The organism is Providencia sp. (assembly GCF_003533305.1).
Classification (GTDB): Bacteria; Pseudomonadota; Gammaproteobacteria; order Enterobacterales; family Enterobacteriaceae; genus Providencia.
Genome location: NZ_DOEH01000032.1, coordinates 88,713 through 114,012 on the forward strand (window position 1 = coordinate 88,713; position 25,300 = coordinate 114,012).

Here is a 25,300-nt window from a genome sequence, read left to right on the forward strand (position 1 = left end):
AATTTATTAAAAACAAAATAATTTCATTTAAAATCATAATGTTATGATATTTATCTTCAGTAGATTAGTATAATAATTAAGCATGAATTTTGCTTATACCCTGTCACTGCATTTTTACGCTACAATAGAGCAATTCCGGTTAACAATATCAGTATTATGCGCCTATTAACTCTTTGGTTTTTATTTACAGTTTCTCTCTCGGCTTATGCCCTCAATACGGATATAAGCTACAAGGACACTATTGCCAATGATGTCCCGGCAGACATTCGCCAAAAAGGCTTTATTTACTGTGTAAATGGCGTCGTGACGACCTTCAATCCGCAACTTGTCAGTAGCGGATTAATTATCGATCCATTAGCTGCACAAATTTATGACCGTTTACTTGATGTTGACCCTTTTACTTATCGTTTAACGCCAGAGCTTGCTTCTCGTTGGGAAGTGCTTGATAACGGCGCAACCTATCGCGTATATCTCAGAAAAGACATCAAATTCCAAACTACGCCTTGGTTTACGCCAACACGCAATATGAATGCGGATGATGTTGTGTTCAGTTTTGCACGTATGTTTGAAGTTAATAATCCTTACCATTTTATCAATGGAGGGCGTTATCCCTATTTTGATAGTCTGCAATTTGCAGATAGCGTACAAAGTATTCGTAAAATTAATAATTTCACGGTGGAATTTCGCTTAAACTCACCTGATGCCTCATTTTTATGGCATTTAGCAACTCACTATGCGCCTATTCTTTCTGCGGAATATGCTGATTACCTATCAGGACTTAATCGCCAAGAAATGATTGATTGGCGTCCAGTGGGTACCGGACCATTTTACTTGGATGATTATCAAGCAGGTCAATTTGTTCGTTTGCTTAAAAATAGTCAGTATTGGAAAGGCGAACCTCGAATGGAAGAGGTCGTCATCGATATGGGTGCCGGCGGTACCGGTCGAATCTCTAAATTACTCACCGGTGAATGTGATGTCTTAGCTTATCCTGCCGCTAGCCAATTAAAAGTATTGCGTGATGACCCTCGATTACGTATTTCAATGCGCTCAGGAATGAATATCGCTTACCTCGCCTTCAATACCAGTAAACCTCCGCTTGATCAGCTGAAGGTTCGCCAAGCTATTGCTTATGCGATCAATAATGAGCGATTAATGCAATCTATCTATTATGGGACTGCTGAAACTGCGGCATCAATACTACCACGCGCATCTTGGGCTTATGATAATCAAGCAAAAATTACTGACTATAATCCTGAGCTGTCCAAACAAATGCTCAAAGACATGGGGTTAGAGAATTTAAAACTCGACTTGTGGGTTCCGATTGCATCTCAATCATACAACCCTAGCCCATTGAAAATGGCCGAACTTATTCAGGCTGATTTGGCACAAGTGGGTATTGTGATGAATATCCGTTCAGTTGAAGGGCGCTTCCAAGAAAACCAATTAATGGATAGATCCCACGATATGACGCTTGCGGGTTGGACGACGGACAGTAATGACCCTGATAGTTTTTTCCGCCCATTATTAAGCTGTGCCGCGATTGGTTCTCAAACAAATTTGAGTCATTGGTGCGATCCAAACTTTGATTCAGTACTGCACAATGCCCTACTAACGCAACAGCTTGCTGATCGTATTGACTATTATCACCAAGCGCAAAAGATTCTTGGTGAAGAATTACCTATCTTACCTTTAGCTTACTCATTACGTTTGCAGGCTTATCGATACGATATGAAAGGACTTGTGATCAGTGCGTTTGGAAATGCCTCTTTCGCGGGTGTTTATCGTGAGATGGAAAAAATCAGCACACCAAAACGCAAAAAACAGGAGCCGCAGCCATGATTATTTACTCTCTTCGGCGTCTGTTATTATTACTTGTCACTATGTTTTTTTTATCATTAGTTAGTTTTAGTTTAAGCTACTTCACACCAAATGCGCCTTTAAGTGGTGCATCGCTATTTGATGCTTATTTATTCTATTTTGATGGATTATTGCATTTTGATTTTGGCGTATCGAGTATTAATGGTGAACCAATATCTGAACAATTAAAAGACACATTCCCTGCTACAATGGAGCTGTGTATATTAGCTTTTATTTTCGCCTTAGCTGTCGGTATTCCACTGGGTATGATAGCTGCGTTTTGGCGTAATAAGCCGATTGATATAGCGATTAGTACCTTCGCTTTATTAGGTTTTTCAATACCTGTATTTGTTCTGGCTTTAATATTAACGTTATTTTTTTCATTGCACCTTGGCTGGCTACCCGTATCAGGAAGAATTGATTTACTATATAACTTAAAATCCGTGACTGGTTTTGCCTTGATTGACGCATGGATTTCAGACTCACCATATCGTAACGAGATGATTATTAACGTATTAGAACACATGATATTACCCGTTTTAACTCTCGCATTAGCACCAACAACGGAAGTTATCCGATTAGTCAGAAACAGCACCGAAGAAACCGCCAGCGCTAACTATATTAAAGCTGCCGCGACACGGGGCTTATCACGAATGAAAATAATACGTCGTCATATTTTCCATAATGCCATCCCACCAATTATTCCTAAGTTAGGTTTACAATTTTCGACTATGCTAACATTGACGATGGTTACTGAATTAGTCTTTAACTGGCCTGGGCTTGGCCGTTGGCTTGTTACTGCGGTACGCCAAGAAGATTACTCTGCAATTTCTGCGGGTGTAATGTTAATTGGTGCGTTAGTCATTGCAGTCAATGTTCTTTCCGATATTTTAGGTGCGATGATGGACCCCTTGAAACATAAGGATTGGTATGTCCTCAGATAATTATTATCGTGAACAAAAAATGCCATCCCCAACTCGGGTGGTCTGGAATATTTTTTCATCCGATATCCTTTCAATGGTCGGTTTCTTTGGTGTATTACTTTTATTAATATTATGCTTTGTAGGTGTTTACCTCGCACCTTACGCCCTTGACCAACAATTTTTAGGGTATCAGCTCACACCACCGTCATGGTCGCACTATGGTGATGTCGCATTCTTCTTTGGGACTGATGATCTCGGCCGTGATATTTTAAGCCGTTTACTTATTGGAACAAAATCAACTTTTGGCTCTGCGCTACTAGTCACTTTTATCGCAACCATTATTGGCTTGGTTCTCGGTTGTCTAGCCGGAATGACTCGCGGACTTAAATCCGCGATATTTAATCATGTCCTTGATACATTACTTTCAATCCCCTCACTGCTACTTGCTATTATTGTTGTTGCATTTATGGGAGCAAGCTTAGAAAATGCCATGCTCGCTATTTGTTTAGCATTAATCCCGCGTATGGTTAGAACGATTTATGTGGCAGTACATGATGAACTCGATAAAGAATATATTGTGGCTGCACGCCTTGATGGTGCGTCAAATATCTTTATTTTGTGGTATACCGTACTCCCTAATATCACCCCCATTTTAGTCACCGAACTAACTCGCGCGCTGTCAATTGCAATACTAGATATTGCTGCTTTAGGCTTTCTAGACTTAGGTGCGCAGCTTCCTTCTTCTGAATGGGGAGCGATGCTAGGCGACACACTAGAATTAATTTATGTCGCACCTTGGACCGTTATTTTACCTGGTGTCGCCATTATGATAAGTGTTTTATTCGTCAACCTACTTGGCGATGGTTTACATCGTGCAATCAATGCAGGGGTTGAATAATGCCACTTCTAGATATTCGTAATTTAACTATTGAGTTTATGACAGCCAATGGGCCGGTTAAAGCGGTTGACCGTGTATCGATGACTTTATCCGAAGGTGAAGTCCGTGGTCTTGTCGGCGAATCAGGTTCGGGCAAAAGCCTTATCGCTAAAGCAATTTGCGATGTAACAAAAGACAATATTCGCGTAACGGCAGATCGCTTCCGTTTTCAAGATATCGATTTGTTAAAACTGAGTCCACGTAAGCGACGTAAGTTGATTGGACACAACATCTCCATGATCTTTCAAGAACCGCAGTCTTGTCTCGATCCTGCTGCCGATATTGGAAAACAATTAATTCAATCAATTCCAGGTTGGACATATAAAGGCCGGTGGTGGCAGCGATTTAATTGGCGTAAACGCCGTGCTATTGAGCTATTACATCGGGTCGGTATCAAAGATCATAAAGATATCATGCGGAGTTACCCCTATGAGCTTACTGATGGCGAGTGCCAAAAAGTCATGATAGCTATTGCCATCGCTAATCAACCACGATTATTGATTGCTGATGAGCCCACTAATGCCATGGAATCCACTACGCAAGCTCAAATTTTTCGTTTATTAGATAAACTGAATCAGAATAATAATATGACTATCTTACTTATCAGTCATGATATGCAAATGATGTCAAAAATTGTTGACCGCATCAATGTGCTTTATTGTGGGCAAACTGTTGAAAGCGCGACGCCTGAAGATATTCTTCAACGCCCTCGCCATCCTTATACACAAGCCCTGATCCGTTCTATCCCTGATTTTGAAAGCCCTATCCCTCATAAAGGGAGATTAAATACGTTACCTGGCGCCATCCCATCCCTTGAGCATTTGCCTATTGGTTGCCGCCTTGGCCCTCGCTGTCCTTACGCACAGCGAACTTGTATTGTTGCGCCACCGCTGCGTAATATTAAAAACCATCTTGTCGCATGCCACTATCCACTTAATACAGAGGAGCCGTCATGATGGAAACCTTACTTGAAGTACGTAATTTGACAAAAACCTTCCGTTTCCGAGAAGGATTATTTCATCGTCATTCACTACAAGCTGTTAAACCATTAAGTTTTAATCTACAGGCAGGTCAAACGCTAGCCATTATTGGTGCTAATGGCTCAGGAAAATCAACATTAGCTCGTATGCTATCTGGCGTAACAGAGCCCACCAGCGGTGAAATATCAATCCAAGGACATCGCTTAAGTTTTGGTGATTATGGCTATCGTAGCCAACGAATTCGCATGATATTTCAAGATCCGAGCACATCTCTTAATCCACGTCAGCGCATTGGTCAGACGTTAGAACTCCCCTTAAAGCTCAATACTGATTTAACTGGCATTGAGCGAGAAAGGCGTATCATACAGACACTGCGTCAAGTTGGATTACTACCCGATCACGCTGAATATTATCCACATATGTTAGCTTCTGGACAAAAACAGCGTGTAGCCCTTGCCCGCGCACTTATTTTGCAACCTGAGATAATCATTGCGGATGAAGCACTCGCTTCATTAGATATGTCAATGCGCTCACAAATCATTAATTTAATGTTAGATTTACAAGCTAAACAGGATATTGCTTTTATTTATGTAACACAGCATCTAGGCATGATGAAGCATATTAGTGATAAAATGCTAGTCATGGACAAAGGTGAAGTAGTCGAGCGTGGTAATACTGCGGAAGTTTTAGCGGCTCCTTTGCACGATGTGACCCGCAAACTTATCGAAAGCCACTTCGGAGAACCCCTTTCCATTGATGCATGGCGACAAGATATTTAATCCCTACTCATCTTTATTTTTGTCACCTAAGGCCTTTAACGCGCTATCGTCACATTCGCTTTGATATGTTTCAGGTGTACAACAATGGTGAATGTGACAATAACAAGTAACGACCATGCGCCCCATTTTCCTGCGTGAACCATTGACCAAGCGCCTATCTGATTAGGGTATTGCCAAACACCAAAGAAAGTACCGAAATTTTCCGCAAGCCAAATAAAGAAGCCTATCAGCATAAATGCTAATAATAGTGGCATTCTGCGCTCTTTATCGAGTGGTGTATAAAACACCATGCTACGTGCATACAAACCAAAAATAAAAGCTGCTAAGTACCACCGATAATCATCTAAATAATGGTGACTAAAAAAATTAATATAAATTGCTAATGCCACTAATGTTGCCATCCAATATGGCGGATAGTGCTCAATGCGAACCTTAAAAAAGCGCCAAGATTGTATAATGTAACTACCGACCGCTGCATACATAAATCCCGTAAATAACGGCACTCCCCACAATTTAGTATAGGCTTCATCTGGATATTGCCACGAAGCAATAGACGCTGACGTTTTAAATAATTCCATCATAAAACCAACTAAATGAAAAACACAAATAGCCTTAAGTTCATCCCACGTCTCTAATTTTGACCAAACAAGTAAAGCTTGAAATGTAACAGCGAAAGCTAGCAACACATCATAGCGCGGAAGCCCTAATATTCCTTTTGCGGGTACTAAGAACAATGTTAAGAAAAAAAATCCAGCGAACAAGCATGAACGCGCATTAATAATGCCAAAGAACCAAAATTCTAAAATAAAACGTTTAAGTCCGGTGCTATTATTTGGCTTGTGAGCCATTAAAATATGGTCTAGTTTGCTGAGGAAATTTAATTTTTGGCACAGGCTTATCATTTAACTCACTCACTTATTATTTCATGGCTGCTATATAACATCTTGGTTACTATATAGAGTAAGCTGCAAATTTTAGCAGAGAATTTTTATTTGTAAGTAAGGTAACTATCTTAAAAGATGGAATATTCCCCACTTTATACAGAAAAAAACAAGTGTAATTCCATTGCAATACACTTAAGTGATATATAATCTATTCATACCATAAATTTCTCTCGCACCCGATGACAATCTCATAACACAAAGTAGTGATATACTGTAAAGAGTATTAGGCTATTTATTATCTGGTATCCATTACATTACGTAGGAGTTTTATGATGAAATTGTATTACGCTCCAGGAGCTTGCTCTCTTTCTCCTCACATTATTTTGCGCGAAGCTGGGCTAGATTTCAGCATTGAACGCGTTAATCTTAAAGAAAAAAAGACCGAGAAAGGTGAAGATTTCTTAGTAATCAATCCCAAAGGTCAGGTTCCTACCTTAGTACTTGATAATGGTGACCAATTAACTGAAGGCGCAGTCATTGTTCAGTATATTGCGGACCAAAAACCAGATAGGAATCTGATAGCGCTTCCAGGTTCAATGAAACGTTATCATCAATTAGAAGCATTAAACTTTATTTCTACTGAATTACATAAAAATTATGGCGCGCTATTTTCACCAAATAGCCCTGATGAAACTAAAGAAATGGCTAAAACAACATTATTAAAGAAATTTAAATATGTTGATGACGTACTGGCAAAACAGGCATTTTTTGCGGGTGATAACTTTAGTGTCGCTGATGCTTATTTATTTACAGTCTCTAATTGGGCGAAAATAGTAGGTGTAGATTTAAGCCAACTAACTCACCTTACAAGTTACCTGGCTAAAATCGCAAAACGCCCGAAAGTTCAAGAAGCACTAGAAGCTGAAGGCTTGATTTAGATTTTAAGCCACCAAAATAAATACAGCGCCTATATTCGGCGCTGTTACTAAAATAATCAAATCAAAAAATAATAGTTAATCTAATTGCGTTGCACAAAATTTATGCTCTGGATTAACCATTTTGTCTTGTGCAGCGACGAGCTGTAGCTCGTACTCACCCATTTCTTTTGTTTTAATCATGACTTCATATACAGCAGCAGCTACATGTTCTAGTGCTTTATCTAAAGGTTCCCCTTTCAATAAATTTACTAACATAAGACCACTAGTCAAATCACCAACACCTACTGGCTGTTTTTCACCAAAATCAACAAGTGGACGACTCACATGCCAACTTTGCTTTTCAGTCACTAAAATCATTTCAAAACGATCAGCACGATAACCTGCTCGGCTGAGGTGCTTCACTAAAACTATTTTAGGGCCTTTTTGACATAACGCACGAGCTGCCATCACGGCTTGCTCAACGGAATTAATATCTTGTCCAGCTAATGTCTCTAACTCCAATAAATTTGGCGCAATAACATCACTAGCTTTCAATGCTTGATTACAAAAGAATTCAGCAACACCTGGTGCGACAATACAACCCTTTTCAGGATGACCCATAACAGGATCACAAAAGTAAATTGCCTGAGGATTCGCTGTTTTAACTTTTTGCACAATCGCCAGAATGTCATTTCCCTGCTCAGGCGAGCCAATATAACCACTTAATACTGCATCACAAATTTCTAATTTATGAATTTGAGCAAGTCCATTAACAATATCAGTCAGATGTTGTGCAGGAAATACACTGCCTGTCCATTGTGGGTATTGTGTATGATTTGAAAATTGCACGGTATTAAGAGGCCATACATCTACACCCATACGGCACATTGGGAATACAGCAGCACTATTTCCTGCACGACCGAAAACAACGTGGGATTGTATTGATAATACGCTTTTCATTGAGAACCCAGAGAATTGTTATATCGAATGAAGAGAAATCAGTGATTAGCCATTGCTAATAGCCCGGAAAACTCCGGGCTGATATGACAAAGGTTAGTCAGAGCTATTTCCAATTAATTAAGCAGTCGTTTTTCTTACCGCGACGAACTAATGTATAGCGACCAAACAAACGGTCTGCATCAGTAAAAATATACATTGGATCAATTTGCTTCTGACCATTAACGGCAACTGCATTTGAGCTAATAGCCGTTCTTGCTTGTCCGCGTGATGGCGCCAACTCTGAATCAACGAGCGCTTGTTGTAAATCTGCACCGTCTTCTAATGTGATAGAAGGCATACCATCTTGTGCTAATTGTTCAACATCTGCTTCTGTTAAATCTGAAACTGCACCTGAGAACAAACTATCAGTAATACGTCTTGCTGCTGCTAAGCCTTCATCACCATGAACAAGCTTGGTTACCATTTCAGCAAGAACATATTGTGCGCGTGGCGCCTTACCACTATTTTTATCTTCTTCTTCAAGTGCATCTATTTCACTCAACTCCATGAAAGTGAAGAACTTCAAGAATCGATAAACATCAGAGTCCGCAGTATTAATCCAGAACTGATAAAATTTATATGGACTTGTTTTCTTAGGGTCAAGCCAAACAGCGCCGCCTTCGGTCTTACCAAATTTAGTACCGTCTGACTTAGTTATCAAAGGAACAGTCATACCAAACACTTGGTTTTGGTGTAAGCGTCGAGTTAAATCAATACCAGAGGTGATATTTCCCCATTGATCTGAGCCGCCAATTTGCAGCTCTACGCCATGTTCTTTATTAAGGGTTGCGAAGTCATAACCTTGAAGTAAGTTATAAGCGAATTCAGTAAAAGAAATACCAACATCATCACGATTCAGTCGTTGTTTAACTGATTCTCTGTTGATCATTTGGTTGACAGAAAAATGCTTACCGATATCACGTAAAAATGTCAGTACGTCCATCTTACCAAACCAATCATAGTTATTAGCAAGCTTCGCACTGTTATCGCCACAATCAAAACTTAAAAAAGGCGAGACTTGGTTACGGATTTTATCTACCCACTCTTGAACGGTTTCTGCAGTATTTAATTTACGCTCAGTCGCTTTAAAACTCGGATCGCCAATTAGGCCCGTTGCGCCACCGACCAACGCCACAGGCTTATGCCCGGCTAGTTGAAAACGTTTTAAACACAGCAAAGGAACCAGATGTCCCAAGTGCAAGCTGTCAGCGGTAGGATCGAAACCGCAATAGAGGGAGATAGGGCCCTGCGCCAGTCTCTCTGCTAACGCATTTTCATCTGTTACCTGGGCAACGAGGCCCCGCTCTTGCAATTGTTTTATCAGGTTATTGCTAGACATCAATGACTCCATCGGTTGAATTTTGTCTATCTATTTAAGTTACTGACAAGTTCAGAACTTATGTCATGAGCTTGTCAGTATGATTTTTCAGTTTTTTTAAACGTAGCTATAGCATAAAGCGCATATCAATTAAGTACCAGCTAAAAAACCACTTATTAAGGGGCTAATCTGTCAATTTTCCAGCCATCTGCTTCGCGTTGGTACAAAAAGCGATCATGGAGCCGATGTGCTCCACCCTGCCAAAACTCAACGCTATTAAAAACCACACGAAAGCCACCCCAAAAACTCGGTAATGGTACTTCGCCATTTTTAAATTTCTGCTTTAATTCTAGAAACTTACCTTCAAGAATACCGCGAGCCGAAATTTTGGATGATTGTTGTGATGCCCACGCAGCAATTTGACTATCTTTTGGTCGACTATGAAAATACTTAACAACTTCTATCGGATTTAAACGCTCAGCAACACCAGTAAAATTGACCTGACGCTCTAGCGGATACCAAGGAAAATGCAGACTAATTTTATTATTTTTTTCTAAATGCTGCGCTTTTCGGCTTCCCATATTAGTATAAAAAACTAAGCCTTTTTCATCAAAATGCTTCAACAGCACAATACGTTGATAAGGCTGCCCAGTTTCATCAACAGTCGCAACACTCATTGCCGTTGGATCGCTTAAACGCGCTTCACAAGCTTGTTTCAACCAATATTCAAACAACGTCAAAGGATCAAGCGGTAAATCATTACGTCTTAATCCCCCTTTGGTATACTCACGGCGCACTGATGCAAGATCTATTTCCTCGACTTCATTCATATTCGTCTCCTTTGCTACAGTTATTTTATCAATATTATTTCGTATCAATATTAATCGGATATATGGCACCTAATACCGTTTCTTGGCTTGCACCAGTAACAGAAGCAAGATTACCCGATAATCCCGAAATTGTCCGTGCGGCAAGCCAAGCGAATGCTAATGCTTCCATATCATCACCACTAAGCCCAAACTTATCACTGGAAGCCACTTCGATACCAGGTAACAATGCCGCTAACCTTTGCATTAAAAAATTATTTCTAGCTCCACCACCGCAAACAATTAAACGCTCGCACCCACCACATAATAGAACTTGATCCGCAATTGATACGGCGGTTAATTCACATAATGTGGTTTGAACATCCTGTGCAGAGACTAACGGAAAATTTGATAAGTGTTGATCTAACCATTGCATGTTGAAATATTCGCGCCCAGTACTTTTTGGCGCAGAACGTCTAAAATAGACGTCATTGAGCATTGCTTTCAATAGTGCAACATTAATATGCCCATGACTTGCCCATGTCCCGTCTTCATCATAAGCTTTCTGTTTGTGACGCCAAACCCATGTATCCATTAACATATTTCCAGGTCCTGTATCATAACCCTTGACATAGGCGCCTGGAAGTAATGCTGTAATATTCGCAATACCGCCAATATTCAAAACAATTCGCTTTTCTATTGGATGCCCGAGAACCGCTAAATGGAATGCAGGCACTAATGGTGCCCCTTGCCCGCCATATGCCATATCTCTACGACGAAAATCGCCAACAGTAGTGATCCCTGTTAATGCAGCAACACGATTATTATCACCAAGTTGCATTGTAAAAGGCTGTTCACTATCAGGTTCATGCCAAACTGTTTGTCCATGGCAACCTATAGCGATAACATCTTCCGCAGGTAATCCCGTTGTTGTTAATAGTTGATTAATTGCCTCCGCATACAGCGTACCAAGCTCTCGATCAATTTTTCCTATTTCAGATAATGTGGCTTCTTGGCCTTGGCAAATATTTAAAATTCTCTTTTTCAATTCAACTGGAAATGCAACACTCAGACTTGATTGTTCTGCCACAAACTTATCACTAATCGCTGCAAGAACAACATCGACACCGTCTAAACTGGTTCCTGACATAACCCCTATGTAACGACCCGACTTAATCATTATTCTTGTTCCTTCAAAGTGCACATTAACATCGTGAATTTAAACCATAAAAGATTGTGCTTTGCTGGTATGTTTTGTCAACAATTCCATTCAATTTCTAGGGCTAACTCGCAGGATTCGATTATAATTAGTCAAACACATAAAATATTTGGATAAAATAAGTCCAAAACGACGTTTTTTTATACATTACGATTTATCATTTATAATCTGAGATACATTGGCAACATTAATGAGAAGTGACTTGAACCGATGCGAAGGAAACATTAGATCCTATAATTAACGAGAAGTGATATTCATATAATGATTTAACTATAGTATATTTAACAATGCGTGCCTTAGTCAGTGAAATATCTTCAATTTTGAGATAGTTTACCTAGTGTTTATCTTTTATTTAAATGAACATAAGTAATCTCAATATCGATTCTTAATACGTTTTTTAATATACGTTGTTGTGTTTATAGCGAAAATAAATATACGATGCTATGTTAGTGCCACAGATAGCAAATCTCATAGGAGTTATTATGCTTAAGAAAGTTTTTGTAGGTGTTGCTGCAGTTGCTGCATTATCAGGCTGTGTCAATACTAGTACGCTTTCTGGTGATACTATTTCGGCTCAGGATGCGAAACAAGTACAGACTGTTACTTATGGTACGATTCTGAATGCGCGCCCTGTCACCATTCAAGCAGGTGAAGATGGTAATATCATTGGTGCAATTGGTGGTGCTGTTCTTGGTGGCTTATTAGGTAATACCATCGGCGGCGGTACTGGTAATACACTTGCAACTGCTGCAGGTGCGATTGCAGGTGGTATGGCTGGCCAGCAAGCACAAGGTGCTTTAAATAAAAGCCAGGGTGTTCAGTTGGAAATCCGCTTAGACAGCGGTAAAAATATTGTTGTCGTTCAAAAACAAGATCCAACTGCTTTCCGTAATGGTCAGCGTGTGATGATTGCAAATAGCGGTAATACTGTAACAGTATCACCTCGCTAATTAATGAACGCCAAAGCCATATTATAATTAAGTATGTTCACCGACACTGATGTCGGTGAACATGGCTTATTAGTAACGTTAGTCATTATTATTTAACTAGCGATATTTATTAAGTATCTGCTCTTTTTTCATGTTATTTCCCTCTTATAATAACGATACTCTCTCAATCAAGTAGAAATAATTGCACAAATTTCGCATATAAAAAATTAGATACTTGGTATTCAAATAATACTATTATTACTTTTCTCCTTAAATTGTTTATCTATATTAAAATGTTTATTCTTACTACTACGCTGTAGATTAGTCTCTCAATCCTAATTCTTCATTTAACATATACAGCTTAGAACAATAAATTCCTAAAAATACAAAACACTGTCAATTATAATCAGCCTAATAGTAGGCAATATAAATCATAACATATGAAAATAATTATAATTATAAAAGTGACCATTGTCGCATTTTTAATTATTCCATTTATAAATAACAAAACATTATTTACATACAAAATAGTTAAGAATTATTCTGTAAATTTGTTATATTTTTCTCTAACCGTAAAAGTAACACAGATAATTGACTCAATTCATCTGGCGTAATGTTATTCAGAATTTCAACTCTTGTATTATTAATAACTTGATCCACTGTTTTAATAAATGGCTCGGATTCATCGGTTAATTTAATCCTTTTTGCTCGTCTATCATTAGCGCATGTGTGACGTGATATTAATTTTTTCTCTTCTAGTTGATCGAGCGTTCTTACAAGTGATGGTTGTTCTATTCCAATCGCCTTCGCTAACTGAATCTGCGATTGCTCTGGTGGTAACTGACTAATGTTATGTAATGTAACCCAGTGAGTTTGTGTTAACTTAAGAGGCTTTAAACGATGATCTATCAAAGCTCTCCACATACGAACTACACGTGATAGTTCAGATCCGATTTGTGATTCCAATTTACCCTCCTTTATATAATTATAATGTATAAAAAATATACCCAACTCATATTATTTTTTAAATTATATATTAATTTCCCTTTATACTTACAACATTTTATTGATGTTATACCTAGTAAATACCTATATATAGTTACTATTAATCACTTTCTAAGTGACTTGCATCTAATTATGGTTGTTTTATTTTCATAACAAATCCAACCATACTGAAAAAGATAACCTATCAATTATCTTATTAATAAGAATAGCCTTACTCTTCTTTCGAATCTATCTATTTTAACCCTTATAGTAATTACATCTAACAATAAAAAAAGCAATAGCCAATAAACCCTTATAAAACAAAAGAATATAGTTGCTCTTAAAATTATGTTATTTACAGTTAGCTTTAATTAATCCCATAACCATTTTGAATAAATAAAATTTCATTGAAAGATTACTAAAGTAATTAATTTATATTAAATGATCAGTTATTAATTAATTTCAATGTGCAATTGATATTAACTACAAAAAAAATAACTCATTACTTTGCGCAATACTTTAAAATAGTTGTTGTTGTGGAGTAACCTCATCGTCTTGCGTTACTTTTTTACTTGCTGCCCTTAGATAACGTTGGCGGCATAGACGTATAATGTTCCGCTTTTCTGCATCGGCAAATTTTAACCAGCCAAAGCGCTCATCACGAGTACGATAACAGCCTCGGCAATAGCCCTGCTCATTAGTTTGGCAAATACCACGGCATGGGCTAGGTATTTCAAAAAACTCGAGTTGTTCTGCCATCTTTATGCCCCCAATGAGAATTGTAAATGTATGATATACTCTTTAAAATCAATATATACACTGTTTGCCTAAAAAATAAACTGCAATCGTTGGATTTAACCCTATCTGCACGTTATATTATTAGTAGGTAAATCGATTCAGGTTTATGAAATGAATTTTAAGGAGTTTTTTTATGCGCTTACTTCATACCATGCTACGCGTAACTAACATGCAACGTTCTCTTGATTTTTATACTAAAGTACTTGGGATGCGTCTTCTAAGAACCAGTGAAAATGAAGAATATAAATATTCTTTAGCTTTCGTTGGCTATAGTGATGAAAGCGAAGGTGCGGTCATAGAACTCACGTATAATTGGGGTGTTGACAGTTATGATATGGGCAACGCTTATGGCCATATTGCTTTAGGTGTTGATGATGTAGCGCAAACTTGCGACAACATCCGTAAAGCTGGCGGTAATGTCACACGCGAAGCGGGCCCAGTAAAAGGCGGTACAACAATCATCGCCTTTGTTGAAGACCCTGATAACTATAAAATCGAGCTCATTGAAAATAAAAGTGCAAGCAAAGGATTAGGCCACTAAGGCTCCTATCTTTTAAATTTAGGTAGTGAATTTAACTACCTAAATTTTCTGCTGAGTTTACCTGCAAAATTTTACTGGTTTTGGCATAATATAAGCCAACCAGAAACTCTAAAATGAAAGTCCTAATGTCTGAAAAAAAAAATATGAATACCCTGGTTAGCCGTTTCAGGGGCTACTACCCTGTTGTAATCGATGTAGAAACAGGTGGATTTAACGCAAAAACAGATGGATTGTTAGAAATTGCCGCCATTACATTAAAAATGGATAAAGACGGTTGGCTAGCAATTGATGAAACTCTACATTTTCATGTTGACCCATTTGAAGGTGCAAATTTAGAACCGGCTGCTCTCGCTTTTACAGGTATTGATCCAACAAACCCTCTACGCGGTGCAGTAAGTGAATACGATGCGCTTCATGCTATTTTTAAAGTTGTGCGTAAAGGTATAAAAAATACTGATTGTAATCGCGCTATTATCGTGGCTCATAATGCAAATTTTGACCATAGCTTTGTCATGAACGCTGCTGAGCGGGCAAGTTTAAAGCGTAACCCTTTTCACCCGTTCGCTACTTTTGATACCGCAGCTTTAAGTGGATTAGTTTTCGGTCAAACTATTCTCGCGAAAGCTTGTTCCACTGCCGGTATTCCTTTTGATGGCAAACAAGCTCACGGTGCACTATATGATACGAATCGTACTGCTTTATTATTTTGCGAAATCGTGAATAAATGGAAAAAAATGGGTGGATGGCCTTTAGTCGAAGAAACTCAACAGCCCTAAATTAAAAAGCCGGATTAGCATGAACACATACTAATCCGGCTTTTACATATAAGCATTATGATAAAAAGAACAATCCGTTACTCGGCGTTCGCCTCATCAGCTGAACGATACTTATCTGCAGTTTCTTTAATCAACGTTTGAAGCTCACCACGTTGAGCCATTTCCATAATAATATCGCAACCACCGACCAATTCGCCGTCAACCCACAGTTGAGGAAAAGTTGGCCAGTTTGCATATTTTGGCAACTCTGCACGAATATCTGGATTTTGCAGGATATCCACATAAGCAAATCGTTCACCACAAGAAGACAGTGCTTGTACTGCTTGTGCAGAAAAACCACAGCTCGGAAGTTTAGGAGAGCCTTTCATATATAATAAGATTGGGTTTTCTTTAATTTGGCGCTCGAGTCTTTCAATTGTCGTCATTTTTTACTTCCTTAAAACAAGGGTGCTGGTTTTGCAGTCAATCGCCAGTTCAATGCTAGATCCCACATGAACCTGCCTAGCTGACATAATATATTAGTCGGTAATAATAACCGGAATATCGAAAACGTTATACACAAAATAGTTCGAGATACATGTAGGTAGCAAACGAAAATCACCGATAGACATAAAAAATTACGGCATTTCAATAACATAACGACCAACATGTTGGTGTATCACGGGTATATTGTTTCATATAATATGCCAGTTTTATAGAGGCATTACCATAACATGCAAAAAGATAACGCACCAATAGACTATATTGAACCGCGCTCAAAAAATAATGTCCTCAAATTTACCTCTAGCCTATAGCAATAGATTAAATAATAAACCATTTAAATATTATTTTACTCTTAACCCACACTAAAAAATGCGTAACCATGTATTAGACACACGTGAATAGTACTTAGTTTTATTAATTCTATTAGCATAATAATAACACTTATTTTTTATAAGGTTTATCGTGCTATCATTAATATATTACATATCCTATAGCAATAAATAAAAATCATATTTATCAGCTATAAATGAAAGATAGTCGATGATTTCCGCTCGCATTGTGAGCAAACACCCAAGCAAGTTGATTCAAAGTAACTAAGGAGTAAGCAATGTCATTTGAACTACCCGCTCTACCATATGAAAAAGATGCTTTAGAGCCTTATATCTCATCTGAAACATTAGAGTACCACTATGGTAAGCATCACAATACCTATGTTGTTAATCTGAATAATCTGATTAAAGGCACTAACTTCGAAGGTAAATCATTAGAAGATATAATTAAAACATCTGAAGCAGGCATATTCAACAATGCTGCTCAAGTTTGGAATCATACCTTTTATTGGCACTGCCTTGCACCTAACGCAGGTGGAGAACCAACAGGTAAAGTCGCCGATGCTATCAATAAAGCGTTTGGATCTTTTGCTCAATTCAAAGAACAATTCACGGACTCTGCAATTAAAAACTTTGGTGCAGGTTGGACTTGGTTAGTGAAAAAAGCAGATGGTAGTTTAGCTATCGTCAATACTTCCAATGCAGCAACACCGGTATCTGGTGACGATAAGCCTATACTGACTGTTGATATTTGGGAACATGCTTATTACATTGACTATCGTAATGCACGCCCTAAATACTTAGAAAATTTCTGGTCTTTAGTAAACTGGAAATTTGTTGAAGAAAATTTAGCATAATTCAAATTGTTAATATGATTAAGGGCGAGTTATTTTCTCGCCCTTAATCTTTTCATCCAATGAGGATGTGAATATAATCAGAACAGATGTACCGCAAACACAATAATTACGGCTAGCGAACCTAATGCTGCAAATAATCCAAATTTAAAATCTGTATCCATGAGTTCCTCTCATCTTAAAGCAATTAAGCAAGTAAAATAACCATAATAACGATAAGGTTAATTAAGTATACACTGCCAAAATTGTAAAACCAGTGTCTATGTCACATGTTATAACATCAATTATTTCTTTCGTTTTTGAGCTAGATCAGACAAAATCGACAACAAACCGCTAATTTATTGCCAGCAATAGATCTATGCATCAATATGCAGGTAATTTTTTAACAAGAATTCTTAACAAGACCTAATGTTGGTCAGGAGTTTTCCCCACCCATGGCAACGATTAAAGATGTGGCGAAACGCGCTGGCGTCTCCACCACAACCGTATCCCATGTTATTAATAAAACGCGCTTTGTAGCTGAAGATACAAAAGCTGCAGTATGGGCTGCTATAAAAGAACTCAATTATTCACCTAGCGCGGTTGCCCGTAGTTTGAAGGTTAACCATACAAAATCAATTGGGTTGTTAGCCACATCAAGTGAAACACCTTATTTTGCTGAAGTCATTGAATCGGTGGAAAACTGTTGTTATGAAAAAGGCTACACACTGATCCTATGTAATTCCTATAATGATTATCGAAAACAATCAGCTTATTTGCAGATGTTGGCACAAAAGCGAGTGGATGGGCTATTAGTGATGTGTTCAGAGTATCCAGATACGCTTTTAAGCACTTTGGAAGATTATAGAAACATTCCTATGGTTGTGATGGACTGGGGTGCTTCTCGTGGCGACTTTACTGATAGCATTATTGATAACTCTTTCCATGGTGGTTATCTTGCTGGTCGTTATCTGATTGATAGAGGCCATCGTGATATTGGTATCATTCCTGGCTCTTTGGAACGAAATACAGGTATTGGTCGTTTAACTGGTTTCCAAAAAGCAATGGAAGAAGCGAAAATAACACTCAAAGATGAATGGGTCGTTCAAGGCGATTTTGAACCTGAGTCTGGCTATAAAGCCATGATGCAAATTCTTAGCCATAAACATAAGCCAACTGCTGTATTTTGTGGTGGTGATATTATGGCTATGGGTGCTATCTGCGCCGCAGATGAAATGGGTTTACGTGTACCTCAAGATATTTCAATTATCGGCTACGATAATGTTCGTAATGCGCGTTATTTTACACCTGCATTAACCACAATCCATCAGCCCAAAGAGCGTTTAGGACAAATGGCATTTTCTATGCTGCTCGATCGCATTGTCAATAAGCGCGAAGATGCTCAAACTATTGAAGTCCACCCTCGCCTTGTTGAACGTCGTTCTGTTGCCGATGGTCCATTTATCGACTACCGCCGCTAAATTAGGGTGCTAACCATTCAGCGTTGAGTGTTTCACTATCACCAAGATAATCAAGCAACCAACTCAACGCTGGAGATGTATTCTTTTCCACCCAAGTCAAACAACATGGGCTAGGAGGAAAAGGTTGAGTCAACGCTAACTCGACTAATTTATCATCCGCACACAGTGGAGCCACTCGGTGCTCAGGCATCATCCCAACACATAACCCATTAAGTACGCAAGCCACACCATTTTCCCAGTTAGGTACAACTAATCGACGCTGGTTATCCAGTGCCCACGTATCACGCTTTGGCAAATTACGAGATGTATCTTCTAAACATAAACTCGGATATGGCCGCATTTCATCATCCGTTAATTTATTATTGAGTTGTGCAAGTGGATGTTTAGGCTCTGCTACACATAACCAAGACATGAATCCCATATCACGAAAACTATAACGTTCACCAATAGGTGATGCTCTTGTAGCGCCAATAGCAACATCAACCCGACCGTCAGCAAGCGCATCCCACACACCGTTAAATACTTCAGGATGAATATAAAGTTCAATGTCAGGAAAATGTCGATAAAAATCAAGAATGAGTTGCTCAGTACGCTGTGGCTTTACGATACAATCCACTGCAATACTAAATTGACCACGCCAACCATTTGCAACTTGTTGGCACTGATGGCGTGTATCTATCATTTTTTTGATAACAGATCGGCTTTGTTTAATAAAAATGACGCCGGCCTCCGTCAATACAACGTCACGATGTCGGCGTTCAAATAAAGGTACAGCCAGCCATTCTTCAACTTGTTTTACGGTGTAACTAATCGCTGAAGGTACACGGTGAAGCTCCTCAGCGGCGCCGCTAAAGCTTCCTGTACGAGCGACTGCATCAATGACTTCGAGTGCATGGGCTGACCACATATCATTTCCTTTCAAATTTTTTGATGACAAGATCCAAATATTACCGTTTCACAATGTAAAAAAATAGCCTATACAATAAGGTAACTGTTAACATTTTTTTAAATTTTGAATAAGTAAACAATTATGACGAATACTGTAACGAGAAATTCCCCTGGATTTATCATTTACCTTGCGGGTTTAAGCATGTTGGGCTTTTTAGCTATCGATATGTATCTACCCGCATTTGGTGCCATGCAAACCTCGTTAAATACTACCGAAGGCTCCATCAGCGCTTCACTCAGCATATTTTTAGCTGGGTTTGCTTTTGCTCAACTTCTCTGGGGTCCTCTATCTGACAAACTCGGTCGTAAGCCGATTTTAATTGTTGGGCTATCACTGTTTATTATTAGTTGTTTAGGTATGGTCTGGGTTACAGACGCTACTCAATTATTGATATTACGTTTCTTACAAGCAGTAGGGGTATGCTCCACTGCTGTGCTTTGGCAAGCTTTAGTCATCGACCGCTATGATGCAGCAAGTACACAAAAAGTTTTTGCATCTATCATGCCTTTAGTTGCGTTATCCCCAGCTCTCGCACCATTATTAGGCGCTTGGGTACTCGAACATCAGTCATGGGAGTTCATTTTTGTCGTACTGATGATTGTTGGTATCTTATTACTGATTCCAACATTGCTTTTAAAGAAAATCACGCCCAAAGCAACCATAGATGAAAATAGTTCTCAAGCTAAAGTTTCCTTCATGAATATACTTAGCTCACGCATTTTCAGTGGTAATGTTTTAATCTATGCTTCATGCAGCGCTGGTTTCTTCGCATGGCTGACAGGCTCACCTTTTATTTTACGTAATATGGGTTTCAATCCCGCAGATATTGGCTTAAGTTATATCCCACAAACCCTTGCATTCATTATTGGTGGTTATGGATGTCGCTTTGTCTTAACCAAAGTTCGCACAGAGGCTCTTTTCCTTTTATTACTGATTGGTTATGCCATAAGCATGTCTATCCTGTTTATTATGGCAATTTATATGACGCCAACTTTAACAATGATCCTAATCCCATTTTGCTTTATGGCAGCAATGAACGGAGCGTCATACCCAATTGCAGTTTCTAAGGCATTAAATACCTTTCCAAATGCGAGCGGTAAAGCAGCCGCATTACAAAATGCTTTGCAACTTGGTTTATGCTTTCTCGCTAGCTTGTTAGTATCAATGCTAACTTTTGACCCATTACTTGCAACAACAGGCGTGATGGCAGCTACGATTGTTCCAATGATTATTGGTTATTTCATGCAGTATTTCGCTGTAGATACGCAAAAGTCGCCGAAACAAACTGAATGCCAAGCAAAATAAATAAGCTAACGCATTAATTACTGCCATACACATAAAGGGTAAGTCATTATTTAATAATAATTGGCTTATCCTTTTAGTTTTAACCTCAAGCATATAGACTAAATCGGGTATTTATAAATTCTAACACTTATAAATTACAGTGGATAAGTATTACTACACAGTTAAATTTATTAATTTACATCCTAATAATTTCAACCTATTAAATTTTATTGATATTATAGAGTGTATCATCAATATCAGAACCTGATTTTGAAAGGTTATTCCCTTAAAAAGTCACAGTTTTATTTTTTTACCTGCTGCAACTCATATTTTCTTTAGTTAATTTTTTTATCGAAACACGTTATACTAAAATTTCTGAATAATGAGTGTATAAGCGCTATGTTAAAACAGTATTACCCACCAGAAGAATTAAGCACTTTTATAAGCTCAATTCTCATTATCAAGAAATTTACTGCCCCAATTAAAATATTTCCTGGTACTGGCGCTGAAATCTGGATTTCATCACAAAATCTTAATATAGCAACTGACGCCCATACAACCATCAATCCATTTCAATTAGTCATTCCTAGAATTAACACTTTTACAGTAATTCCCAATAATGCAAAGGTGATGGTCTTACGTGTCAGGCATGATGCTCTGCGATTTTTACTTCCGCAAAGAACAGTAGTCTATACAGACACACCAACAGCACTTTGTAATATCTGGAGTGATAATTGGTTTGAAGCGCTCGCTAGCGGCTCATTTAAAGAGTTACGTGATTGTTTTATTGCTACAAAAGCGAGTAAAAAAATACATTTTACGGATAATATTTTGGATATTCTTTACCGAAATCCAACTAAGAAGATTACAGATATTGCCGATGAACTAGGTTATAGCGCTCGTTTTATACAAAAAGAGTTTCTAAAAGAATATGGGATCACACCAAAACGTTACCAAATCAATTGCCGATTAGAGCATGTTTTAAAAAATATGGTGAAGGAACAAGATACCTATCGTTGGTTCGAAACTGGCTATTATGACCAATCGCACTTTTACCGTGATTTTAAAAGATACTATACTATGACGCCGTCGGCATTTTTAAAGTCAAACTATTCGTTTTTTTACAATACAAAAACTAAGTACCCTTTAAGATAGTTCTTAATAAATAAGGAGAACGGAATGAGTATTGTAGTGTATGCCCAAATTACAATTGAAAAAACGGATGGGTGTCTAACGAAAAAAATCATTCGCGATTTAGCTAAACTAAGTCGTCGAGAGAAAGGATGCATCCAGTACGATTTAATGGCTAAAGAAAATGGCTATATTGTTCTTCAAGAATGGGAAAATAACCAAGCATTAGAGTTACATAAGAATAGTGAGAATTTCAAGCGTTTAATCGAAGCCATTGCCCTTGATAACGCCAGTTTTTCACTAAACTTTAGTGATAAGCTGTAATTTAACGATAATATACTGCCTAATTTAGGGTTGTACCCACGGGTAATAAACTGCCATAAAATAAATCGTAATAAAAACTAAATACTGATTATTCAAATTAGGCTATAGCGATATAATTAAAAGCTATAGCCTTTTTAAGTCAAAATATCTTGTTTTATAGCAAAATGCTTAAAGTTTTTATTCTGCTAAATTTGCATTTTCCGTTGTTTCTCTCGCCTTCTGTAAAATCATTTCTTGTTCTTTTTGATGCAATACACGTTCAACAGTATCAACGATTGCTTGCGTTTGTGGGTCTATCTCAATATTAATCTTATCCCCTAAACGTTTTTTACCTAAGGTTGTTCTCGCTAATGTTTCAGGAATTAAATGAACACAAAAACGATTATTAATCACATCACCAACAGTCAAACTGATCCCATCAATTGCAACAAAGCCTTTATGTAAAATATATTTCATCAATGATTTATCATAAATCGATAGCCATATTTGATGATTATCTTCAGATGTGAAAATTTTACTTACTTCCGCAGTCGTAACAATATGACCAGAAACAACGTGCCCACCGATTTCATCGCCGTATTTTGCAGCTCTTTCAATGTTAACAACATCACCGGGTTGCAATGCACCTAAGTTAGTCAGTCGTAACGTTTCTTTGATTAAATCAAAACTAACATTTTCACCATCTATCTTTGTCACCGTCAGGCAACAACCATTGTGTGCCACTGATGCTCCCGTTTCTAGCCCAACAAGTAACTCGGGAGTGAATTTCATTACATGAGTACGAAAATTTGCTCTTTCAGTGATCTCGATAATTGGGGCTGTACCTTGAACAATGCCTGTAAACATAATAAATCTCAGTGTAGTGAATTTATGTACTAAGTTTACCTAAGAATTTTCAGAGATCTATCTTATTTGAGCGGTTAAACGCACATTGCTCCAATATATTAATTTAAATTATATCTTCTCAGAAAAACATAATTCTATATTCTGCTAAACATCTGTATTGGATTAAATTAATAAAAGAGATAGAATACAGAGACTGAATTAACTGATTGATTTATAGTGAATCATTTATTTCCCCGATTATTCTTATGCACAAAATAATTTGAGATTACAGGTAGTCAATAAGCTAAGCGATACCTATGCTAAACGTTAGAGCACATAGCAATCTATGTACTCTAAATGGTGGCATATTAGCAATTGTGCCAAACATCTTGAATTATAGCGGGTATATTCTTATTTAATTTATTGTAAAGGTGTATGCGTGCAGAAATATCTTACAGAAGCGCGTAGCTTGTTGGCTCTCGGTATTCCAATTTTCTTTGCCCAATTTTCTCAAACTGCGATGGGGTTTGTTGATACGATTATGGCAGGAAGTGTTAGTGAAACCGAAATGTCAGCAGTTGCGGTCGGATTTTCAATCTGGCTGCCAGCTATTCTTTTTGGTCAAGGGCTATTAATGGCACTAACCCCAATTATTGCACAAATGAATGGGTCAGGCCGCCGACATTTAATTAGTGACCAAGTACAACAAGGCTTATGGTTAGCTTTCTTTTTATCACTTGGTGTGATGCTTCTTCTTTATAACAGTCAGCTAATTCTCGGAAATATGCCTCATATCGATCCTGAATTGGCAGATAAATCGGTGCGTTTTCTGCATGCCATTATGTGGGGTGCTCCAGGTTATTTATTTTTTCAAGTTTATCGTAGCCAATGTGAAGGACTCTCTAAAACCAAACCCGGTATGGTAATTGGTTTTCTTGGCTTGATGGTTAATATACCGATTAACTATATCTTTATTTATGGTCATTTTGGTGCACCGGCTCTAGGTGGTGTAGGTTGTGGTGTCGCAACAGCTTCAGTCTATTGGGCAATGTGCATGATGATGCGGTGGTATGTAAAACACACCCCTTCACAACGAGATATTCGTCCAACTAAATCCTTTGCTTCGCCAAATCCACTAATTTTAAAACGCATTATTGTTCTTGGCACACCAATCGGACTTGCGTTGTTTTTTGAAGTTACATTATTTGCGGTTGTTGCTTTATTGGTTGCCCCTCTTGGGGTTGTCGCTGTTGCCGGTCATCAGGTTGCATTGAACTTTAGCTCGATCATGTTTATGTTCCCGTTATCTTTGGGTATCGCCGCGACTATCCGTGTTGGCTATAACCTTGGGCGACAATCTACTGAAGCCGCAAAAATTTCATCATATACAGGCCTTGTAGTGGGTTTAATGGTGGCTTGTTGTACTGCAATTTTAACGGCTACATTCCGCGAACCTATTGCAATGATGTATAACAAAAATCCTGAGGTTGTGGTACTTGCATCTAGTTTGATGCTCTTTGCTGCTATTTATCAATTATCGGACTCTGTGCAAGTTATTGGTGCAGGAATTTTACGTGGTTATAAAGATACACGTTCAATCTTCTTCATCACTTTTACCGCATATTGGATTTTAGGATTACCTTCTGGTTATATTTTAGCGCTGACAGATCTTGTCACACCAGCAATGGGACCTAAAGGTTTTTGGATTGGCTTTATTATCGGATTAAGTGCAGCAGCTATCGGTATGTTCATCCGTATTCTATGGATACATAAACAATCTGAAAGCGTGGTTTTATTAAGGTCAACTCGTTAATTGGCGGTAAATTAAGCATTTTATTGTCTAGGGAAGTGTATTTATCACCAGATAGTTTTAAATACGAACAAACTATCACGAAAATACATTTTCCCCTTGCCAGATTGACTCTGTGACGTTAATATTCGTCCCCGTTGTCACCCAGATTATTGTTATGAACCATAGGGTTTGAAGCGCGTCCGTAGCTCAGTTGGTTAG

General features: G+C 38.1%; 25 protein-coding genes. 15 read left to right on the top strand and 10 right to left on the bottom strand.

Going from position 1 to position 25,300, the window contains the following annotated elements; genetic code table 11:
• Positions 1 to 156: 156 nt before the first annotated feature.
• The 5 genes from sapA to sapF are packed head-to-tail and all read left to right on the top strand — an operon-like array spanning position 157 to position 5,479.
• Positions 157 to 1,842: an ABC transporter substrate-binding protein SapA gene (gene sapA / locus DD649_RS19750; protein ID WP_336431077.1), complete on the top strand. Its 1,686-nt coding sequence runs from the start codon at positions 157 to 159 to the stop codon at positions 1,840 to 1,842.
• A complete protein-coding gene (gene sapB / locus DD649_RS19755; RefSeq protein ID WP_294110886.1) occupies positions 1,839 to 2,804 on the top strand; it encodes a putrescine export ABC transporter permease SapB in 966 nt (321 codons plus the stop codon). The genes sapA and sapB overlap by 4 nt, the downstream gene beginning before the upstream one ends.
• Positions 2,791 to 3,681, top strand: coding sequence for a putrescine export ABC transporter permease SapC (gene sapC / locus DD649_RS19760; RefSeq protein WP_294110888.1), 891 nt, complete (start codon positions 2,791 to 2,793; stop codon positions 3,679 to 3,681). Before sapB ends, sapC begins: the two co-directional genes overlap by 14 nt.
• Positions 3,681 to 4,676, top strand: coding sequence for a putrescine export ABC transporter ATP-binding protein SapD (gene sapD / locus DD649_RS19765; protein ID WP_336431078.1), 996 nt, complete (start codon positions 3,681 to 3,683; stop codon positions 4,674 to 4,676). Before sapC ends, sapD begins: the two co-directional genes overlap by 1 nt.
• Positions 4,673 to 5,479: a putrescine export ABC transporter ATP-binding protein SapF gene (sapF, locus tag DD649_RS19770; protein ID WP_294110890.1), complete on the top strand. Its 807-nt coding sequence runs from the start codon at positions 4,673 to 4,675 to the stop codon at positions 5,477 to 5,479. Before sapD ends, sapF begins: the two co-directional genes overlap by 4 nt.
• Positions 5,480 to 5,514: 35 nt before the next feature.
• Here the strand turns inward: sapF and DD649_RS19775 are convergent, their stop codons facing one another.
• Positions 5,515 to 6,381: a DUF817 domain-containing protein gene (locus tag DD649_RS19775; RefSeq protein WP_294110892.1), complete on the bottom strand. Its 867-nt coding sequence runs from the start codon at positions 6,379 to 6,381 to the stop codon at positions 5,515 to 5,517.
• Between the two features lie 314 nt (positions 6,382 to 6,695).
• On the opposite strand from DD649_RS19775, the gene gstA reads away from it, so the two are divergent.
• Positions 6,696 to 7,301, top strand: a complete 606-nt coding sequence (gene gstA, locus DD649_RS19780; RefSeq protein WP_294110894.1) for a glutathione transferase GstA — start codon at positions 6,696 to 6,698, stop codon at positions 7,299 to 7,301.
• A gap of 75 nt (positions 7,302 to 7,376) precedes the next feature.
• Here gstA and pdxY read toward each other — a convergent pair whose 3' ends face one another.
• The 4 genes from pdxY to anmK all read right to left on the bottom strand — a co-directional run bounded on the left by pdxY (position 7,377) and on the right by anmK (position 11,583).
• Positions 7,377 to 8,240, bottom strand: a complete 864-nt coding sequence (gene pdxY, locus DD649_RS19785; RefSeq protein ID WP_294110896.1) for a pyridoxal kinase PdxY — start codon at positions 8,238 to 8,240, stop codon at positions 7,377 to 7,379.
• Between the two features lie 103 nt (positions 8,241 to 8,343).
• Positions 8,344 to 9,618, bottom strand: a complete 1,275-nt coding sequence (gene tyrS / locus DD649_RS19790; RefSeq protein ID WP_294110898.1) for a tyrosine--tRNA ligase — start codon at positions 9,616 to 9,618, stop codon at positions 8,344 to 8,346.
• Positions 9,619 to 9,773: 155 nt separating this feature from the next.
• Positions 9,774 to 10,427, bottom strand: a complete 654-nt coding sequence (pdxH, locus tag DD649_RS19795) for a pyridoxamine 5'-phosphate oxidase (protein WP_294110900.1) — start codon at positions 10,425 to 10,427, stop codon at positions 9,774 to 9,776.
• Between the two features lie 34 nt (positions 10,428 to 10,461).
• Positions 10,462 to 11,583, bottom strand: a complete 1,122-nt coding sequence (gene anmK, locus DD649_RS19800) for an anhydro-N-acetylmuramic acid kinase (RefSeq protein ID WP_294110902.1) — start codon at positions 11,581 to 11,583, stop codon at positions 10,462 to 10,464.
• Between the two features lie 521 nt (positions 11,584 to 12,104).
• Between anmK and DD649_RS19805 the strand changes: the two genes are divergently transcribed.
• On the top strand, positions 12,105 to 12,572 hold the full coding sequence (locus tag DD649_RS19805; protein ID WP_294110904.1) for a glycine zipper 2TM domain-containing protein: 468 nt from the start codon (positions 12,105 to 12,107) through the stop codon (positions 12,570 to 12,572).
• A gap of 510 nt (positions 12,573 to 13,082) precedes the next feature.
• Here DD649_RS19805 and slyA read toward each other — a convergent pair.
• Both slyA and DD649_RS19815 read right to left on the bottom strand, forming a co-directional pair.
• The gene (gene slyA / locus DD649_RS19810; RefSeq protein ID WP_294110908.1) at positions 13,083 to 13,517 is read right to left on the bottom strand and encodes a transcriptional regulator SlyA; all 435 of its coding nucleotides are present in this window, start codon (positions 13,515 to 13,517) and stop codon (positions 13,083 to 13,085) included.
• Positions 13,518 to 14,054: 537 nt separating this feature from the next.
• Positions 14,055 to 14,294, bottom strand: coding sequence for a DUF1289 domain-containing protein (locus tag DD649_RS19815; protein ID WP_294110910.1), 240 nt, complete (start codon positions 14,292 to 14,294; stop codon positions 14,055 to 14,057).
• Between the two features lie 172 nt (positions 14,295 to 14,466).
• Here DD649_RS19815 and gloA point away from each other — a divergent pair, with 172 nt between their 5' ends.
• Together gloA and rnt are read left to right on the top strand one after the other, a co-directional pair.
• On the top strand, positions 14,467 to 14,874 hold the full coding sequence (gene gloA, locus DD649_RS19820; protein WP_294110912.1) for a lactoylglutathione lyase: 408 nt from the start codon (positions 14,467 to 14,469) through the stop codon (positions 14,872 to 14,874).
• A 125-nt stretch (positions 14,875 to 14,999) separates the two neighbouring features.
• Complete coding sequence (rnt, locus tag DD649_RS19825) at positions 15,000 to 15,650, top strand: ribonuclease T (RefSeq protein ID WP_294110914.1); 651 nt, start codon at positions 15,000 to 15,002, stop codon at positions 15,648 to 15,650.
• Between the two features lie 77 nt (positions 15,651 to 15,727).
• Here the strand turns inward: rnt and DD649_RS19830 are convergent, their stop codons facing one another.
• Positions 15,728 to 16,075 (bottom strand): Grx4 family monothiol glutaredoxin, encoded by a 348-nt coding sequence (locus DD649_RS19830; RefSeq protein ID WP_294110916.1) that lies wholly within the window; start codon positions 16,073 to 16,075, stop codon positions 15,728 to 15,730.
• Positions 16,076 to 16,740: 665 nt separating this feature from the next.
• Here DD649_RS19830 and sodB point away from each other — a divergent pair.
• A complete protein-coding gene (gene sodB / locus DD649_RS19835; RefSeq protein ID WP_294110918.1) occupies positions 16,741 to 17,319 on the top strand; it encodes a superoxide dismutase [Fe] in 579 nt (192 codons plus the stop codon).
• Between the two features lie 431 nt (positions 17,320 to 17,750).
• Positions 17,751 to 18,776, top strand: a complete 1,026-nt coding sequence (purR, locus tag DD649_RS19840) for an HTH-type transcriptional repressor PurR (RefSeq protein WP_294110919.1) — start codon at positions 17,751 to 17,753, stop codon at positions 18,774 to 18,776.
• 1 nt (position 18,777) lies between these two features.
• Here purR and punR read toward each other — a convergent pair whose 3' ends face one another.
• Entirely contained in the window at positions 18,778 to 19,683 is a 906-nt protein-coding gene (gene punR / locus DD649_RS19845) for a DNA-binding transcriptional activator PunR (RefSeq protein WP_294110921.1), read from the bottom strand.
• Between the two features lie 123 nt (positions 19,684 to 19,806).
• Here punR and punC point away from each other — a divergent pair, with 123 nt between their 5' ends.
• The 3 genes from punC to DD649_RS19860 all read left to right on the top strand — a co-directional run bounded on the left by punC (position 19,807) and on the right by DD649_RS19860 (position 22,464).
• Positions 19,807 to 21,030, top strand: coding sequence for a purine nucleoside transporter PunC (gene punC / locus DD649_RS19850; RefSeq protein WP_294110923.1), 1,224 nt, complete (start codon positions 19,807 to 19,809; stop codon positions 21,028 to 21,030).
• Positions 21,031 to 21,408: 378 nt separating this feature from the next.
• Complete coding sequence (locus DD649_RS19855) at positions 21,409 to 22,164, top strand: helix-turn-helix transcriptional regulator (RefSeq protein ID WP_294110925.1); 756 nt, start codon at positions 21,409 to 21,411, stop codon at positions 22,162 to 22,164.
• Between the two features lie 24 nt (positions 22,165 to 22,188).
• On the top strand, positions 22,189 to 22,464 hold the full coding sequence (locus DD649_RS19860) for a putative quinol monooxygenase (protein ID WP_294110927.1): 276 nt from the start codon (positions 22,189 to 22,191) through the stop codon (positions 22,462 to 22,464).
• Positions 22,465 to 22,641: 177 nt separating this feature from the next.
• Here the strand turns inward: DD649_RS19860 and DD649_RS19865 are convergent, their stop codons facing one another.
• Entirely contained in the window at positions 22,642 to 23,310 is a 669-nt protein-coding gene (locus tag DD649_RS19865) for a riboflavin synthase subunit alpha (protein WP_294110929.1), read from the bottom strand.
• A 418-nt stretch (positions 23,311 to 23,728) separates the two neighbouring features.
• Between DD649_RS19865 and DD649_RS19870 the strand changes: the two genes are divergently transcribed.
• The gene (locus tag DD649_RS19870; protein WP_294110931.1) at positions 23,729 to 25,102 is read left to right on the top strand and encodes an MATE family efflux transporter; all 1,374 of its coding nucleotides are present in this window, start codon (positions 23,729 to 23,731) and stop codon (positions 25,100 to 25,102) included.
• Positions 25,103 to 25,300 lie beyond the last annotated feature (198 nt).

Coding starts and splice junctions, on each gene's coding strand:
- pdxH (WP_294110900.1), bottom strand. CDS start 10,427: ATGAATGAAGTCGAGGAAATAGATCTTGCATCAGTGCGCCGTGAGTAT.
- DD649_RS19815 (WP_294110910.1), bottom strand. CDS start 14,294: ATGGCAGAACAACTCGAGTTTTTTGAAATACCTAGCCCATGCCGTGGT.
- punC (WP_294110923.1), top strand. CDS start 19,807: ATGACGAATACTGTAACGAGAAATTCCCCTGGATTTATCATTTACCTT.
- pdxY (WP_294110896.1), bottom strand. CDS start 8,240: ATGAAAAGCGTATTATCAATACAATCCCACGTTGTTTTCGGTCGTGCA.
- sapA (WP_336431077.1), top strand. CDS start 157: ATGCGCCTATTAACTCTTTGGTTTTTATTTACAGTTTCTCTCTCGGCT.
- sapB (WP_294110886.1), top strand. CDS start 1,839: ATGATTATTTACTCTCTTCGGCGTCTGTTATTATTACTTGTCACTATG.
- DD649_RS19860 (WP_294110927.1), top strand. CDS start 22,189: ATGAGTATTGTAGTGTATGCCCAAATTACAATTGAAAAAACGGATGGG.
- sapF (WP_294110890.1), top strand. CDS start 4,673: ATGATGGAAACCTTACTTGAAGTACGTAATTTGACAAAAACCTTCCGT.
- gstA (WP_294110894.1), top strand. CDS start 6,696: ATGAAATTGTATTACGCTCCAGGAGCTTGCTCTCTTTCTCCTCACATT.
- DD649_RS19775 (WP_294110892.1), bottom strand. CDS start 6,381: ATGATAAGCCTGTGCCAAAAATTAAATTTCCTCAGCAAACTAGACCAT.
- purR (WP_294110919.1), top strand. CDS start 17,751: ATGGCAACGATTAAAGATGTGGCGAAACGCGCTGGCGTCTCCACCACA.
- gloA (WP_294110912.1), top strand. CDS start 14,467: ATGCGCTTACTTCATACCATGCTACGCGTAACTAACATGCAACGTTCT.
- DD649_RS19865 (WP_294110929.1), bottom strand. CDS start 23,310: ATGTTTACAGGCATTGTTCAAGGTACAGCCCCAATTATCGAGATCACT.
- DD649_RS19830 (WP_294110916.1), bottom strand. CDS start 16,075: ATGACGACAATTGAAAGACTCGAGCGCCAAATTAAAGAAAACCCAATC.
- sapD (WP_336431078.1), top strand. CDS start 3,681: ATGCCACTTCTAGATATTCGTAATTTAACTATTGAGTTTATGACAGCC.
- DD649_RS19855 (WP_294110925.1), top strand. CDS start 21,409: ATGTTAAAACAGTATTACCCACCAGAAGAATTAAGCACTTTTATAAGC.
- punR (WP_294110921.1), bottom strand. CDS start 19,683: ATGTGGTCAGCCCATGCACTCGAAGTCATTGATGCAGTCGCTCGTACA.
- tyrS (WP_294110898.1), bottom strand. CDS start 9,618: ATGTCTAGCAATAACCTGATAAAACAATTGCAAGAGCGGGGCCTCGTT.
- anmK (WP_294110902.1), bottom strand. CDS start 11,583: ATGATTAAGTCGGGTCGTTACATAGGGGTTATGTCAGGAACCAGTTTA.
- sodB (WP_294110918.1), top strand. CDS start 16,741: ATGTCATTTGAACTACCCGCTCTACCATATGAAAAAGATGCTTTAGAG.
- DD649_RS19805 (WP_294110904.1), top strand. CDS start 12,105: ATGCTTAAGAAAGTTTTTGTAGGTGTTGCTGCAGTTGCTGCATTATCA.
- sapC (WP_294110888.1), top strand. CDS start 2,791: ATGTCCTCAGATAATTATTATCGTGAACAAAAAATGCCATCCCCAACT.
- rnt (WP_294110914.1), top strand. CDS start 15,000: ATGTCTGAAAAAAAAAATATGAATACCCTGGTTAGCCGTTTCAGGGGC.